General features: G+C 65.1%; 15 protein-coding genes. 4 read left to right on the forward strand and 11 right to left on the reverse strand.

Annotated features, from left to right (window positions below; translation table 11 throughout):
* Nucleotides 1-11 precede the first annotated feature (11 nt).
* The 6 genes from FEF27_RS08520 to FEF27_RS08545 form a co-directional block, all read right to left on the reverse strand.
* Nucleotides 12-1,361, reverse strand: coding sequence for a homoserine dehydrogenase (locus FEF27_RS08520; protein WP_138170461.1), 1,350 nt, complete (start codon nt 1,359-1,361; stop codon nt 12-14).
* Nucleotides 1,362-1,413: 52 nt separating this feature from the next.
* Entirely contained in the window at nt 1,414-2,859 is a 1,446-nt protein-coding gene (lysA, locus tag FEF27_RS08525; protein ID WP_138170430.1) for a diaminopimelate decarboxylase, read from the reverse strand.
* A gap of 10 nt (nt 2,860-2,869) precedes the next feature.
* On the reverse strand, nt 2,870-4,528 hold the full coding sequence (gene argS, locus FEF27_RS08530; RefSeq protein WP_138170431.1) for an arginine--tRNA ligase: 1,659 nt from the start codon (nt 4,526-4,528) through the stop codon (nt 2,870-2,872).
* Nucleotides 4,529-4,545: 17 nt separating this feature from the next.
* Complete coding sequence (locus FEF27_RS08535) at nt 4,546-5,217, reverse strand: LysE family translocator (RefSeq protein WP_166429970.1); 672 nt, start codon at nt 5,215-5,217, stop codon at nt 4,546-4,548.
* A gap of 63 nt (nt 5,218-5,280) precedes the next feature.
* The gene (locus FEF27_RS08540) at nt 5,281-6,015 is read right to left on the reverse strand and encodes a response regulator (RefSeq protein WP_138170433.1); all 735 of its coding nucleotides are present in this window, start codon (nt 6,013-6,015) and stop codon (nt 5,281-5,283) included.
* Nucleotides 6,012-7,628, reverse strand: a complete 1,617-nt coding sequence (locus tag FEF27_RS08545) for an ATP-binding protein (RefSeq protein WP_243729168.1) — start codon at nt 7,626-7,628, stop codon at nt 6,012-6,014. Before FEF27_RS08545 ends, FEF27_RS08540 begins: the two co-directional genes overlap by 4 nt.
* Nucleotides 7,629-7,828: 200 nt before the next feature.
* On the opposite strand from FEF27_RS08545, the gene FEF27_RS08550 reads away from it, so the two are divergent.
* The 4 genes from FEF27_RS08550 (at nt 7,829) to FEF27_RS08565 (ending at nt 11,280) form a co-directional block, all read left to right on the forward strand.
* Nucleotides 7,829-9,298 (forward strand): CitMHS family transporter, encoded by a 1,470-nt coding sequence (locus tag FEF27_RS08550; protein WP_138170434.1) that lies wholly within the window; start codon nt 7,829-7,831, stop codon nt 9,296-9,298.
* 174 nt (nt 9,299-9,472) lie between these two features.
* Nucleotides 9,473-9,820 carry an ArsR/SmtB family transcription factor gene (locus FEF27_RS08555; protein ID WP_138170435.1) on the forward strand — a complete coding sequence of 116 codons (348 nt, stop codon included), beginning with the start codon at nt 9,473-9,475 and terminating at the stop codon, nt 9,818-9,820.
* Nucleotides 9,821-9,847: 27 nt separating this feature from the next.
* Nucleotides 9,848-10,822: an SRPBCC family protein gene (locus tag FEF27_RS08560; protein WP_138170436.1), complete on the forward strand. Its 975-nt coding sequence runs from the start codon at nt 9,848-9,850 to the stop codon at nt 10,820-10,822.
* Nucleotides 10,819-11,280 (forward strand): VOC family protein, encoded by a 462-nt coding sequence (locus FEF27_RS08565; protein ID WP_138170437.1) that lies wholly within the window; start codon nt 10,819-10,821, stop codon nt 11,278-11,280. The genes FEF27_RS08560 and FEF27_RS08565 overlap by 4 nt, the downstream gene beginning before the upstream one ends.
* A gap of 66 nt (nt 11,281-11,346) precedes the next feature.
* On the opposite strand, the gene FEF27_RS08570 is transcribed toward FEF27_RS08565, so the two are convergent.
* The 5 genes from FEF27_RS08570 to FEF27_RS08590 all read right to left on the reverse strand — a co-directional run bounded on the left by FEF27_RS08570 (nt 11,347) and on the right by FEF27_RS08590 (nt 15,333).
* Nucleotides 11,347-11,841 (reverse strand): SRPBCC domain-containing protein, encoded by a 495-nt coding sequence (locus FEF27_RS08570; RefSeq protein ID WP_138170438.1) that lies wholly within the window; start codon nt 11,839-11,841, stop codon nt 11,347-11,349.
* A complete protein-coding gene (locus FEF27_RS08575) occupies nt 11,838-12,185 on the reverse strand; it encodes an ArsR/SmtB family transcription factor (RefSeq protein ID WP_138170439.1) in 348 nt (115 codons plus the stop codon). The genes FEF27_RS08570 and FEF27_RS08575 overlap by 4 nt, the downstream gene beginning before the upstream one ends.
* 75 nt (nt 12,186-12,260) lie before the next feature.
* The gene (locus FEF27_RS08580; RefSeq protein ID WP_138170440.1) at nt 12,261-14,177 is read right to left on the reverse strand and encodes a hypothetical protein; all 1,917 of its coding nucleotides are present in this window, start codon (nt 14,175-14,177) and stop codon (nt 12,261-12,263) included.
* A 12-nt stretch (nt 14,178-14,189) separates the two neighbouring features.
* The gene (locus tag FEF27_RS08585) at nt 14,190-14,771 is read right to left on the reverse strand and encodes a rhodanese-like domain-containing protein (protein WP_138170441.1); all 582 of its coding nucleotides are present in this window, start codon (nt 14,769-14,771) and stop codon (nt 14,190-14,192) included.
* 28 nt (nt 14,772-14,799) lie between these two features.
* Entirely contained in the window at nt 14,800-15,333 is a 534-nt protein-coding gene (locus FEF27_RS08590) for a DUF421 domain-containing protein (protein ID WP_138170442.1), read from the reverse strand.
* Nucleotides 15,334-15,385: the final 52 nt, after the last annotated feature.

Raw genomic sequence — 15,385 nt, forward strand, 5'->3', positions numbered from 1 at the left:
TGCTCTGCTCCCTACTTCTCGACTTCGACGCGCAGCACAGAATTTACCGTCTTGACCACGTCGAGTCCGCGCAGCTCCTCCACTGTCTCGCGAAGGTCCTTTTCGGTCGCCAGGTGGGTCACCACCTGCACTTTGGCGCCGTTGTCGCTGTCTTCGACCTCGCCTTCGACGGTGACGCTGCCGGGTTGGCGCATGGACTCAATGGAGACGTGATGGTCGGCCAGCACCCGGGCGATCTCGGCGATCACTCCTTCGCGGTCGGCGACCTCCATGTCGATGTAGTACTGCGTGGTGGCTTTGTCGAGCGGCAGCGGGGGGAGGTGGACCTCGCGGGAGATGGTGGGAGCCTCCGGCACCGGGGTGCGCAGCCGGCGGGCCACGGCGACCACATCGCCCATGATTGCACTCGACGTCGGACGTCCACCTGCCCCCTGGCCGTAGAACATCAGCTCGCCGGCGTTCTCAGCGACCACGAAGACCGCGTTGAACGCTCCGCGCACGCTGGCCAGCGGGTGGGTCCGCGGAAGCAGCGTGGGATGGACCCGCAGCACCACCCCAGGTGCCTGGTTGCGGGTGTGCTTCTCAGCAATGGCCAGCAGCTTGACCACGTACCCGGAGGCCGCAGCGGCCTCGATATCGTCCCGGGTGACTTCGGTGATGCCTTCGCAGTAGACGTCGTCGAAGCTGAAGGGCGCGTGGAAGGCCAGGGTGCCGAGGATCGCTGCCTTGGCAGCGGCATCGAGCCCGGCGACGTCGGCGGTGGGGTCGGCTTCGGCATAGCCGAGCTTCTGCGCCTCCTCCAGGGCGTCGTCGAACGCGGCCCCGGTGGTGTCCATCTGATCCAGCACATAGTTGGTGGTGCCGTTGACGATCCCCATCACCTTGGTGATCCGGTCTCCGGAGAGGGATTCCTCGATCGGGCGCAGGATCGGGATGGCCCCGCCGACGGAGGCTTCGAAGCGCAGCAGTGCCCCGGTCTCTGCGGCGATCGCGTTGAGTGCGGCGCCTCGGCTGGCCAGCAGTGCCTTATTGCCGGTCACCACTGCTGCTCCCCGGCGCAGCGCGCGCTCAATCAGTGCGCTGGCGGGTTCCATACCGCCGATGAGCTCGATGACCAGGTCCGACCGGTCCACCAGTGCTTCCGCATCAGTGGTGAGCAGCTCCCCCGGAATGCGCCAGTCCCGGGGAGCCTCCGGGTCGCGCACGGCCACGCCGAGGAGCCTGACCGGTGTGCCGACCCGAGCCGATATCAGCTCCCGCTCCTCCACGAGCGTCTTGGCCACTTGGGCACCGACGTTGCCGGCCCCGAGCAGGCCGATCGTGATCGTTTCGCTCGATGTGGACTGCGGCGGCAGGGCCATGATCACCTCTTCAGTGTGGAGTTCGGTTGGGCCGACGCGAACGTCTGTCGGCTTAGGCGGGATAGCCGGTGTCGCGGGCGAGCATCATCTCTTCGGTCTCCCGCCGGATCAGCACCTGGGTATGGCCGTCTCTGACGGCGACTACGGCAGGTCGGGTCAGATAGTTGTAGTTGCTCGACAACGAGTGGCAGTAGGCCCCGGTGGCCGGTACTGCGATGAGGTCCCCCCGGGTCACGGCCGGTGGCAAGTATACGTTTCGGACCACGATATCTCCGGATTCGCAGTGCTTTCCCACAATGCGAGACAGCACATGCTCTCCGGTGACTCGTCGCGAGCCCAGGACCGCTGAATAGTCGGCGTCATAGAGCACAGGCCGGGCGTTGTCCCCCATGCCGCCGTCCACAGCAATGTAGCGGCGGCTGAGACCGTCGGTGACCACGACATCTTTGGTGGTGCCGACGCTGTAGAGCGTCATGCCGGCCGGACCGGCGATGCTGCGTCCGGGTTCAATGCTCAGCCGCGGGATGGCGATCGCGTGTTCGCGGCAGGCGGCGCGGACTGCGGCGGCCAGCGCTTGGGCGATCGCCTCGGGTGAGCGCGGGTGGTCGGCCTCGGTGTAGGCGATGCCGTGACCTCCGCCAAGGTCGAGCTCCGGCAGGGCCACACCGTGGCTGGCCTCAATACGGGCGAGGAAGTCGATCAGTTTGGAGGCGGCGAGTTCAAAACCGGCGGGTTCGAAGATCTGCGAACCGATGTGACAGTGCACGCCGATAAGTCTCACTCCTGGTGCGGCCAGCGCCTCGGTGACCGCTGTCCACGCCGGAGAGCCCAAATAAGGGTTGGCCGAGTCGGAGGTGGCTCCGGGGACAGGGGTGAGTGAGAGCCCGAACTTCTGATCCTCATGGGCAGTGGCAATGTACTCATGGGTGGAGGCGTGCACCCCTGGGGTCAGCCGCAGCATGACCGAGGCGGTCCGGCCTAAGCCGGAGGCAATGGCTGAGATCCGCCCGATCTCCTCCACCGAATCGGCGATGATGCGACCCAGGTCCAGTTCCACTGCGCGGGTGATCTCCGCATCCGACTTATTGTTCCCGTGCAGACCGATGCGCGCCGGGGGCACTTCTGCGGCGAGCGCGATGGCAAGTTCGCCGCCGCTGGCGGTGTCGATGTTCAGCCCCTCTTCGGCGGCCCAGCGCGCGGCGTGGGTGGAGAGGAAGGCTTTCCCTGCGTAGAAGACGTCGACTTCGGTCTCCGGGGCGAAAGCCGCGTTGAATGCCGTCCGGAAGGTGCGGGCCCTGGCGCGGAAGTCGGTTTCGGAGACCACGTAGAGCGGGGTGCCGTAGGTGGCGGCGAGTTCACTCACCGGTACGCCGTCGACGGTGAGCTCACCGTCGGAGCTGCGGGCAGCAGTGCTGGGCAGCAGTGTCGCCTCGAGGTCGTCGGTGTTTTCCCGCGGCCTCAGCCAGTCCGGGGCCAGGGGGTGTGCGTGGAGAGTCATCGGGGCGGCCTCACATCTGCTCCGGCGCGCTGACCCCGAGCAGCGCCAGCCCGTTGCTGAGCACCTGCGCCGTGGCGCTGTTGAGCCAGAGCCGACTGCGATTGAGGTCCGTCACCGGAGCCACGGTGCCGTCTTCGGAGGTGGAGGGCGCGATCCTGCACTTGGCGTACCACGCGTGATACGCGCCGGCGAGGTCCTCCAGATACCGCGCGACCCGGTGCGGTTCGCGCAGCTGCGCTGCTCGCGCCACGGTGGTGGGGAAGGTGGCCAAATGCGCCAAGAGTTCCTCCTCCCGCACGTGGTTGAGCTGCGCGGCATCGAAGCTTGAGTGATCCACCCCTTGCGCCTCGGCGTTGCGAGCGGCGTTGCATGCCCGGGCGTGGGCGTACTGGACGTAGAAGACCGGGTTGTCGTTGGTCTTCGACTGCAGCACCTCAGGATCGACGTCGATAGGCGAGTCGGCCGGGTAGCGTGCCAGGGTGTAGCGCAGCGCGTCAGTGCCCAGCCATTCGATGAGGTCATCGAGTGCGATCACATTGCCCTTGCGCTTGGACAGCCGGGCGCCTTTGACGCTCATCAATTGGCCGATGATGATCTCGATATTGCGTTCGGGGTCGTCGCCGGCGCAGGCGGCCATGGCTTTGAGCCGCCCTACGTAGCCGTGGTGGTCGGCTCCAAGGATGTACATCTTTTCGCTGAAGCCGCGTTCACGCTTGCTCAAGTAGTACGCGGCGTCGGCGGCGAAATAGGTGGGCTCGCCGTCCTCCTTGATCAGCACCCGGTCCTTGTCATCCCCGAAGTCGGTGGTGCGCAGCCAGACTGCGCCGTCGCGGTCGTCGATGTGGCCCTCTTCGCGCAGGGTGGCGATGGCTGCCTGGATTTTCCCCTGATCATGCAGGGACTTTTCTGAGAACCACTCGTCAAAGTGGACTCCGAAGTTGGCCAGGGTGTCTTGGATCTGGGCCAGCTGCGCTCGGTAGGCCAGGTCGCGGACCAGTGGCAGGGCCTCCTCGCGGGGGAGGTCTCGGATGTCAGGACGCTCGGCGGCGACGGTCTCGGCCAACTCATTGATGTACTCGCCGGGGTATCCGTTCTCCGGCCGGTCCTCGCCGCGGAGCTCAGCAAGCACGGTCGCGGCGAAGACGTTCATCTGGTTGCCGGCGTCATTGATGTAGTACTCGGCGGTGACCTGCGCACCGGAGGCGCGCAGCAGCCGCAGCAGCGCATCCCCCAGGGCGGCCCACCGGGTGTGCCCCATGTGCAGCGGACCGGTGGGGTTGGCCGAGACGTACTCCAGGTTGATCACGTGACCCTGCAGGGCCTGGTTATGACCGTAGTCCGCGCCAGCCTCCACAATCGTGCGGGCCAACTGGCCAGAAGCTGCGGCGTCGAGCGTGACGTTGATGAAGCCGGGACCAGCGACTTCCGCGCTGGCCACCTGGGTGTGCTCCGCCAACCGGGAGGTGAGGATCTCGGCGAGCTGGCGCGGGGCCATCCGGGCTGGCTTGGCCAGTTGCAGGGCAATATTGGTGGCCCAGTCCCCGTGGTCGCGGCTCTTGGGCCGCTCCACTCGCACATCCTCCGGAAGGGCCTCCAAGGTGATGTGGCCGGCGTCGACGGCCTCAGCAAGGGTGGTCTTCACAAGGGCGGAGAGTTCTTCAGGAGTCACCCGACCATCCTAAGGGCTCAGGGAAGCAGCCCCAGCGTGCCGGCGATCACCATGTACAGCCCCAGGCAGAGCAGAGTCAGGCCGCTGACCAGCTCGATCCACCCTGTCACGCGCGGGTTGGACAGCCAGCGGTTGGCTGCATCGACCAGCAGCACCACGCTGATCAGATACGCGAACACGGTGAGCACCACTGTGCCGCCCAGGACCACAATGGCGAAGACCGGGCCCATGCTGGTGGGGGTGAACTGCGGAAACAGCGCCAGGAAGAACAGTCCCACCTTGGGGTTGGTCATACAGGTGGCCATACCGGCGAACAGCGGAGTCAGCGGCGTGGTGCTCTGCTGCTGCGCGGGCGTGGCCTGCTGGAGTCGGGCAGCGCTGATGACTGCTGCGTCACGAAACCGTCCGCGTGCGGTCCAGCAGGTGCGCGCGCCCAGCAGCAGCAGATAACAGCCGCCAAGCAGACTGACGACGTAGTAGGCGATGTCGGAGGCTTCGAACAGCGCAGCCAGGCCCAAAGCCGCCAGCGCGGCCCAGACGAACATTGCCACGGAGGATCCTGTGGCCGCTGCCGCCCCAGCCCGCCGGGAGACCAGCGCGTAGCGCAGCGACAGCAGTGTGTCCGGACCGGGCGTGACAGCCAGGATCACGGCCACGCCGAGGAACGCAAGGTAGGTGCTGAGGGTCACTGCTCTATCCTGCGTCGCCAACGGAGGCGGACACAACCACGCCGTTGCCGGGCCACCACCGGCTCACGGCACCCAACGGTAGCGGTGCTCAGGTCGGCCGGCTTGACCGTAGCGCAGCGTCAGCTCCGCCCGCCCCTCCGCACACAGGTGTTCCAAATACCGGCGGGCCGTCACGCGTGCGATCCCGGTCCGGTCGGAGACCTCAACAGCGGAGACATCTTCCTGTGCGGATCGCAAAGCTTCAGCAACTCGCTCAACGGTCGCCGGAGTGAGCCCCTTGGGCATCGAGCGCGAGGCGGCCGGGCGCATCATCCCGAACAGCGTCTCGACGTCCTTCTGCGTCACCGTGGACATGGCATCCATGCGCTTCCGCGCAGCAGCATAGCGTTCCAGATGATCGCGCAGCTGACGCAGCGGGAATGGCTTGATGAAATAGTGCAGCGCCCCCATGGCCATCGCGTGACGGACCTGCTCGACGTCGCGCAGCGCGGTGATCAGGACTACATCCACAATGCCCACTTCTCGCAACCACACCGAACTCCGCAGCTTCTCCAGGACGGCCAAGCCAGTGCCGTCGGGCAGGAAGAGGTCCAGCAAGAGCAGTTCGGGACGATGCTGCCGGACTGCTTCGAGGGCCTCCGCTGCGGTGTGGACCGTGGCAAGCACTTCGAACCCAGGCAGAGAATTGACCAGCTCCCGATGATTACGTGCCACCCGCACATCATCGTCCACAATCAGCGCGGTGATCGGGCCGACGGCGCGGGACCCGGCTGCGGAGTGGTCCGAGGGGAGGCTCATGATGGACCCACCTTATGCCGCACCGGGAGGTAGGCACAGAAGGTAGTCGCATCCTCCGTGTCCACGCTGACTGTCCCGCCGCGCCGCAGGCAGGCCTGACGAACCAGTGCCAGGCCCAGGCCTCGCCCTTCTCCGGAAAGATCCTTGGTGGAGCTCCCCATGCTGAAGACCTCGTCAGCAATTGCACTGTCCACACCTGGACCGGAGTCAATGACTCGGACTTCCAGCACAGCGTTCTCTCCTCCGCCGTGCTGGCGCACCATCAGCTCCATCCAGCCGTCCGGACCGGCAGCGTCCATGGCGTTGTCCGTGAGATTGCCGAGCACCAGAAGGAGGTCATCGCGAAGGTCGTGCGGCAGATCTTTCGGCAAGTGGGACAGCGCAGACAGGTGGAAGTGCACGCCTCGTTCGGCCGCCTGCACGGATTTGGCCAGCACCAGTGCCGCCACCGTCATGTCCTGCAGGCTGGCGGCAATCTCCGCATCAGCACCGGAAGTGGCCAGCGAAAGCTCGGAGAGGTACTCCTGGGCCTCGTCCACGGCGCCGAGCTCCAACATGCCGGCCACAGTGTGGATGCGGTTGGCGAACTCATGCCGTTGGGCACGCAGCCCATCGGTGACTGTGCGCGCACCGTCCAGCTGGTCGCTGAGTCGTGTCAGTTCCGTGCGGTCACGCAGCGTCACGACGACGCCGCCGTCACGGTCACGCACCCGCACAGGTCTCCTGGTGCAGACCAGAATCAAGCCATCCTGGTTCAGAAGCAGATGCTCGCCAGGTTCAGTCCCATTGAGCACAGCTTGGGCTTCTGGCCCCAGCCCGAGTTCCGCCGGGGTCTGGCCCAGGTGTTCCTCGGGAAGCCGAAGAAGCTGCTGTGCCGGCGCATTGGCCAGCACCACACGTCCGGCATGATCCAGGCCGATCACGCCTTCTCCAATAGCGTAGAGCAGCGCCTCGCGGCCATCGAGAAGCGCTGTAATTTCCCGGGGCTCAAGCCCGTGGGTTTCTGCGCGAAGCCGGCGCGCCAACGATCGGGCGCCGACAGCGCCCATACCCACGGCCAGCAGTGCCACCCCCGCTATCAGGGGCAGCTCTCCAATTGAGGCCAGCTGGACCTCGGAGGCGAGAATACCCACAGAGACGAACCCGATCACCTCTTCGGACTCATTGAACACCGGGACCCGGGCTCGCATGGTTAGTCCCGCATAACCATGTTCCACCCCGGTCCACGTCTCGCCGGCCAGCACGGCTGCGGGGTCAAGATCGGGGCGCTGGCCGATGGCGGCGGGGTCCGGGTGGGACTGTCGGATGCCGTCGCTATCGGCGATCATGATGTATTCGTAACCTGTGGCCTCACGCAGCGTCTCGGCCCACGGTGCAAGAATCTGTGAAGGATCCTCCGTCTCCAGTGCCTCCTGCACGGTCTCCATCACAGCAACGGATTCGGCCATCGTCAGCACTCGGTCCTCATACTGCTGGCGGACCTCGACGTACTGGTTCACGCCCCAGAGCAGGCTGACCAGGGTGACTGCCCCAATGAGCAGCACCATGTTCCACCGAAAGAGCCGATGGTCCAACGAGAGTTCGCGATGGACGTGGCGCCGACGGCGTGTCATGACGGCCACTAGACCCTCCTCTTGCCCCTGTCACGCGGGACCCGGAACTCTCCGGCAACCCCCGCCTCTGAGACCAATACGACCAATAATGCGCCAATGTGCACAAAACTGTGGGGCCGGTCACATGCATTCAATACTGTCACGTGGCTCACATTTCCTGAGACCGAACCTACCCGCAGAACCGCACCAAGGAGAAAACCATGCTCAGCCTAATTGGCCTGGCAGTGATCGTCACTATGACGACGCTGCTCATCATGGGGCGGATAGCCCCGATCGTGGGACTCACGGTCATACCTTTCGCAGGAGCGCTGCTGGCCGGCTTCACCTTCACCGAGATCGGAGATTTCTTCGGCGAAGGCATAGGCGCAGTACTGGATGTGGCCGTCATGCTGATCTTTGCGATCCTGTTCTTCGCGATCATGAACCAGGCAGGGCTCTTCGACCCCTTGGTTCGGCTTGTGGTCCGGCTGACGCGCGGAAATGTGATCGCCATCTGCGTCGGTACCGTGCTGTTGGCCGCCGTCTGCCACCTGGACGGAGCAGGCGCCTCCACCTTCCTGATCGTCATCCCCGCACTGCTCCCCCTGTACCGCCACCTGGGCATGAGCCCTTACCTACTGTTGCTGCTGGCTGGGATGAGCATGGGGGTGCTGAACATGCTTCCGTGGGGCGGCCCAGTGGCGCGTGCGGCTGCGGTGGTCGGTATGGATCCCATCGCACTGTGGCGAGGGTTGATCCCCGTGCAGGTCCTCTGCCTGCTGATGCTCGTGGTAGCTGCCGTCCTGCTGGGGATGCGGGAGAAGCGCAGGATTGCTGCCCGCGGCACGGCAGTAGAGACCCAGGAGACCCCCGTTGAGCTCCAGGACTCCCAGGTCGAGGAAGCAGCAGAGCGCGAGCTGGTCACCGTCGCAGCGCACGGGCGCGCCGAGTCTGTCCCGGCTGGCCACCAATCAGCCGGGACAGGCGCTGGGCATTCACCGGGTGCGGGAGACAAGTACCGCGGGGAAGCCGACGACGTGTGGGGCGCTCAGGACTCAGATGAGCCCACCCCGCGGTGGAAGATGGCCGTCAACATCGCCCTGGTCTTGGGCATGCTCGCTCTTCTGGTGTCGGACATCCTGCCAGCTCCACTGGCGTTCATGCTGGGGCTCAGCGCAGCCCTGGTGGTCAATCACCCCAAGGTCAGCGACCAGATGGAGACCATTAAGAATCATGGTGGCAGCGCCATCACCACTGGTGCCATCGTCCTGGCCGCCGGCTGCTTCTTAGGCATTCTCGAAGAATCCGGAATGCTTGACGCACTGGCCACCAATGCCGTCGCCATCCTGCCGGCGGCCCTCGTTCCCTATGTGCACCTGATCGTCGGTTTCTTCGGCCTGCCGCTGGAGCTGCTGCTGAGCACCGACGCGCACTACTTCGCGCTGCTGCCCGTGGTGGAGGGTGTCGCCGGACAGGCAGGCGTGGAGACGATCTCCGTGGTCTACACCGTGCTGGTGGGCAATATCATCGGCACCTTCATCAGCCCATTCTCCGCCGCCCTGTGGCTAGCTCTCGGACTGGCCGGCTGTGACATCGGCAAGCACATCCGGTATTCGTTCGTTCCCATGTGGGTCTTCTCTGTGGTAGCCCTGGTGCTCGCGCTGGTCCTCGGGTTCATCCCATGGAGCTGAGGCCGCTCCCGCCGCATTGACGTCGGCCGAGACGTCAAGCCCCCGTAGCCTCCGCACATTTCTCGACCCTGGAGAGAGGACCGTGTGGAGGCTACGGGGACATTCGCGTCAACACTAAAGACTGAAGGCCCCAACCCTTGACCAGCTCACGGCGCACACCTAATATGCAACTTAATGGTTGTATATCCGGATGTAGACGCAAGACTCAGTGACGATGAGGTGGACCGCATCTTCCGCGCCCTGGCCGATGCCACCCGCAGAGACATCGTTCAGCGCACCCTGATTGAGGATGCCTCCATCTCTGATCTGGCGGAGCGCTATGACATGTCCTTCGCAGCCGTTCAGAAGCACATCACCGTCCTGGAGGGGGCCGGGCTGGTGACCAAACACCGCAGCGGCCGCATGCGGCACATACGCGCCAACGCGCAGGCGCTGCGCAAAGCACAGGGGCTTCTCCAGACCTACGAACGCATCTGGCAACACCGCCTCGCCCAGCTCGATGCACTCCTCGCCGAGGAATAGCACCACCACTGAGAGAAAGGCCACACCATGCCGGTCACATCGGTCGACAAGGACCTCGACAATCTCACTATGACCATCGTCGCGGACTTCTCCGTGCCGCGCGCACGCCTCTGGGACGCCTACGCCGACCCCCGTCAGCTCGAGAAGTTCTGGGGCCCGCCGGGATGGCCAGCCACCTTTCTCCGCCATGACCTCTACCCCGGCGGCCGCTCCGAGTACTACATGACTGGGCCGCAGGGCGAACGCTCACACGGCTACTGGGAGTTCACCCGCGTGGAGCCGGGGCGCTCCATTGAAGTCCTTGACGGCTTCGCCACCGAGGACGGCCAACCCCAGAATGACATGCCCTCCATGCGCATGGTGTTGACGTTTGCTGACACCGAGACGGGTTCGCAGCTGGTGACCACCACGTACTTCAACAGTCTTGCCGAGCTGGAGCAGCTGATTGAGATGGGCATGGAGGAAGGCACCCGCGCGGCAATGAGCCAGATCGACGACGTCGTGGCAGATACAGCAAGCTTCTCCGCGGATCGTGGCGTGGACACCCAGATCCTCTCCGAGACCCAGGTGCGCTTCAGCCGGGTTCTTCGCGGCACAGTGGAACAGATCTGGAGGGCGCATCACGACCCGGAGCTGCTCAAACAGTGGCTGTTCGGCCCTGACGGCTGGCAGCTGGCCGAGTGCCAGCTCGCCGACACGGTGGGAGGGCCTTACCGGTTCACCTGGGTGAAGGCCGACAGCGAGACCGGGTTCAGCATTACGGGAGAACTGGTGGAGTCGGATCCTCCGCACCGGGAGGTCACCACCGAAGCCATGGAGGACATGCCGGGCCCGCCAACTCTCAACGTGCAGACACTGATCCCCGTCCAGAGCGGGACCCTGCTCACCTTGCTGATCACCTACGCCACCCAGGAGCTGCGCGACGCCGCCCTGGAGACCGGGATGACCGACGGCATGGAACTTAGCTATGCACGTCTGGAAAACGGGCTGGCTGCGGCATGAGCACTCAGATCCAGATCACCTTTGACGCCCACGACCCCCGTGCACTTTCAGCGTTCTGGGCTGAAGCTCTGGGTTACCTGCACCCCGCCCCACCGGGGGTGGAGCTGCCACCCGGTCAGGATGGCCAGGAGGCTTGGGATGCGTTTCTCACCGAAGCCGGGGTTCCGGAGGACCAACACAACAGTGCCTCGGCCCTAGAGGATCCGGAGCAACGGGGCCCACGGCTGTACTTCCAACGTGTTCCGGAAGGAAAGACCGCCAAGAACCGGCTGCATCTTGACCTGCGTGCTGCCCCTGGTCTCGCCGGTGGAGAGAAAATGGCCGCGTTGGAGGAGGAATGCGCTCGGCTGGTGGGACTGGGCGCCAGCCGGCTGGAACGCCATGAGCCGGCTCCACCCATGAGCACCGGATTTATTGTCATGGCTGACCCTGAGGGTAACGAATTCTGCCTGGACTGAGAGAGGCGATGCACGAGAAGGGACTTGCGCTCCGAAGCGACTCCACTGCTGGCTGAATGCCTGTGGCTATTCGAGATGCCGGGCGTACTGAGTCGTCAGCTCTGCGAACCGGGAGGAAAAGTCACTGTCCGGCTCCCCCGCCGGGAGTCTTTCGAGGAAGGCGTGCCACCCTGGGCCGTACTGGAGAACGTCGGCGGCAAGGAGGTCTTCGTGCTCCAGCACCAGGAGCACGCCGTCGTCGTGAGGGGTCAAAGTGACGCGCAGGATGGTCTCGGTGAACGGCTCGGCGTCATCGCTGGCGAACCAGCTCACTTCGATCACCTGCGGAGGTTCGCACCGGAGGATCTCCCCTCGGGCGTACTCCCGGCCGTCATCCCAATAGGTCGCCCATTCGCGGTCTGCCACGGTCACAGGAGCGAACCACCGGGCGATTCTCTGGGGGTCACTGATGATCCGCCAGGCATCATCCACATCTGTGGTCAGTATGCGCTCGAACCGTATGCTCGCCCGCTCCCCCGTGGTATTGACTTGTGCAAAGTCTGTTGCTTTCGCTGACGTCATGACAGGTTCCTTTCCACGTTCTTACGGGCTGTTTGGCCTCGAGCCACTTCGGTTTCCAGCGCATCGAGCCGTTGGGTCCAGAAAAGCGAGACCCGCTGCGCCCATTCCGTGACATCGGTGACCGCCGCTGGTGTCAGCGAATACACGCGCCGCTGGGCATCGACGGCACTTTCGACGACGCCGGCTTCCTTCAGTACACGGAGGTGACGCGAGGTGGCAGGCTGGCTGATGCCAAACTCGCCATGGAGCACATCTGCCAGTGCGCCAGCGGGACGAGCGCCGCGAGCGAGCTCCTCGACGATTCGGCGTCGGACGGGTTCTCCCAGAACATCCAGCGCATGCATGGCACTATATTTGCATATTGCGTTATATAACGCAATTATTAATTGAAGTCCGACGTTGCGGCTGGCCCAGCACGTTCACGGTCCACATCTCCGGCGGAACTCACGCACCGTGGCTTTGTAGACGCTTTCATTCTGATAATCCCGATGTCCCGCCACATCGGCCCAGGGCTGCCGCAGCGGTTCAGGATCATCCGGAGCGATCGGAAAGCTTACCGCCGAGACCTCAGCCGGGTCCGGGACACAGACATCGACCGCCGGGTCACCGCGGCCCACTACCGGTCCGCCGATCGGATCCGTGAGGCGGTAGAGGTTGACCCAGCCGCCGCAGCTGGGGTCCGTGCGCTCCTTCAAGTCATCCACCGGACGCTGACCGAAGTAGGCCGGAAACACCTGGCCATACAGCGCGGTGATGGGCGAGCCTGAGGTCAGCACGCCGCAGCGGTGCAGCATGGCCGCACCCATCGGCGCCAGTGCGGCCAGCGCCAGCACCGAGCCCTGAGAATGCGCGGAGACGATCAACCCCTCATCTCTGCGGATCCGTTCGGTGATCAGCCCCTGAAACTCCGGCACCGCGCGTTCGGTGAAGGGGCGGACAGCGAAAGGGTGGTATCTCCGGGGCCAAAATGTCAGGACATCCCACGTAATGGCGACCGTCCGGCGCAACACGGCATTCCGACTCGACTGCCACACCACCACCATTGCTGCTACGGGGATGCCAGGCAGCAGCATCGCCGCCACGGTGGAGAGCACGCTGCGCTGCGGTGGAGGCACCCAGTCCATCACAGGTTGGGACAGATCCAACCGCATCACCACAGACACCACTGCAGAGAGCAGAAACAGTCCGGCAAATACGGTGACCAGCTGCGGGGCTCGGCGCGCTGCGGCGGCACGTGATCGTTGCCTGGCCACCTGGGCTCGGAGCTCCTCGGTGACACCATCGGGCTCGTCGTCTCCCACGGTGCGGGAAGGCAGCTCATCGGCATTGGCACGGCCGCGGCGTCGTGCTCTCCACACGCCGAACGCCACGGCCCAGAGCACCACAGTGGTGACGAATGATTCGATCAGGCCCAGCTCCTGCCCCCAGCGGTCCCAGGGGATCCCCATCAGCTGAGCCACCAGCAGCGCAAATCCGGCGCAGACTCCGTTGCTCAGCGCCACCGCGAGAGTCACTGCCGCCGCCGGCAGCGCTCGCCCGGCAGACAGGTCCGCGTACCTGCCCGCCGGATTCCAGCAGAGCACTGCGAGGGCGGCGATACTCCCCACCTGCAGCGCACCGACCAGCAGGAAGAGACGTCCCAGTCCCAGATTGGGCTCCCCCCATTGGACGAGGACCATCCACACCACTGCCGCGAAGCTCATCGCAGTGATCACCCCGTGCCACCCCAGCAGCTTCTTCAGGCTTCGATCGTGGGCGAAGAACTGTTCACTTCTGAGGTCCTCCTGGGCTGCCCAGCGGGCTTGACCGTCGCGGGTGCCGATGCCGTAGCCGGCTTCCGGCTTCTCGAAGCGCCGCCGGGTGACATTGGCAATGGTCATCAGAACAGCGGGGACCCCTGCAGCCAGGAGAAACCCCAATACGACGCCGAAGACCTGCGCGGTCTCACCCCACCTCCCGATGGCCTGGTAGCCGACGTAGTCGACACCGATGATTGCCGCCCACAAGGTGTAGGTGGCGGTCAGCAGCCCCGCGGAGGCGTGGACAGCCCCACGTGTGGCGAGGAGGCGACGCCGGCTGCTGGAGAAGTCACCGTGGGCCCATCCGGCCACGTTGACCAGCGTGAAAGGAAGCAGCAGCACCCACAGGGGTTGAAGCGGCGAGTCAGTGGTCAGCCGCCCCCAGTCGTACCCCTCCACCCGCGGATCCCTCCGGCGCGCCAGCACCTGGGTCCGCCGACCCTGCCGAATCACCTTCGCGTCCCCTGGCTTCACCCCCAGCATGGCGGCACCGGGCGACCCGCCCACCCCGTGAATGCGCAGTTCACGAATGGTCATCGGACGGCGGTGTCAGGAACGGCCGGCGTCCGGGATCTCCTGCAGGAAGGTCTCCACTGTGGGGTGGTCATCAGTCCGGTTCCAGGGAAGCAGGCTCAACGCCCTGGCCATGGCGCAGGTGTTGGTTGCCGCGGCGAAGATCAGTCCGCTGCCGATACCAGCCGAGAGGTAGGCGAATCTGCGGTCGATGAGCTTGGCACCAAGCAGTCCTCCCACCACCAGCGTGCCGGCGACCATGCGCACTTGGCGCTCCATGGCCCACCGCTGAGTCTCGTGTACGGCCTCGCCGCCGGTGTCTTGAAAACCAGCGATGCCACCGGCCAGTACCGCAGTGTCATCCGAGCCGGCCCGGGAGAGAGCCGCTGCGGCCTGTTTGGAACGAGCGCCCGAGTGGCAGACCAGCACGGTGCCTGCAGGCAGCCGGGCAGCCACAGCCTCAGGATTCCGCTGCAGCTGGTCCAGGGGCAGGTTCCGAGATCCCGCGATTCGGACGGTCTCGAACTCGGCGGGGGTTCGCACATCCACCAGCAGCGGAGCCTCGCCGGAGGCCAAGGTGGTGCGCAGCTCATCCGGTGCGCAGAGAGAAGTGGTCATCGGAAGGTCCTTTCGCGGTAGATACGGGCTATGTCGACTCGGGTGCGCCGGTGTAGGGCAGGACGCTGGAGGCATCCCCCAGAGCGTCATGACCAATGACTTCCAGCGTGCCGTTCTGCTCCAGCACCACCGCTGAGACCTCGTGGAGCGCCCCTTTGCTGGAGGTGCGCACTGCAGTGTGCACATCATCCTCCACCAGCTGGTGCTTCCGCATCGCCCGGCGTTGGAAGCTGCCCTGATAGTAAACCAGCACCGGCGGGGAGTCGACCAGCCTGCGGATCCGCGGGGAGCGGCCGCGGACCCAGGCGAGCACCCACTGCAGTAGCACCAGCAGCACCAATGCGAAGATCGTCTGCGCCAGTGGCACCTCCACTGCGGTGACGGTCCGGCCGAAGGCAGAGCCGATGGTCACCGCGATGATGAGATCCAGCGGTGTCATGGAGGCCATGGTGCGGGCCCCGGAGATGCGCAGCAGCACCAACAGGGTGAGGTAGCCGGCCACCAAGGTGACCAACGTGTGCACGATCGGCTCCCAGCCGTCCCAGTACTGTGAAATTTCCATGGGGGACCCTTCCAGGTCTGCAGTGCGATGTCCACATAGGGCCGGTGCGGCA

Source organism: Nesterenkonia sphaerica, from assembly GCF_005771565.1.
Lineage (GTDB): Bacteria > Actinomycetota > Actinomycetes > Actinomycetales > Micrococcaceae > Nesterenkonia > Nesterenkonia sphaerica.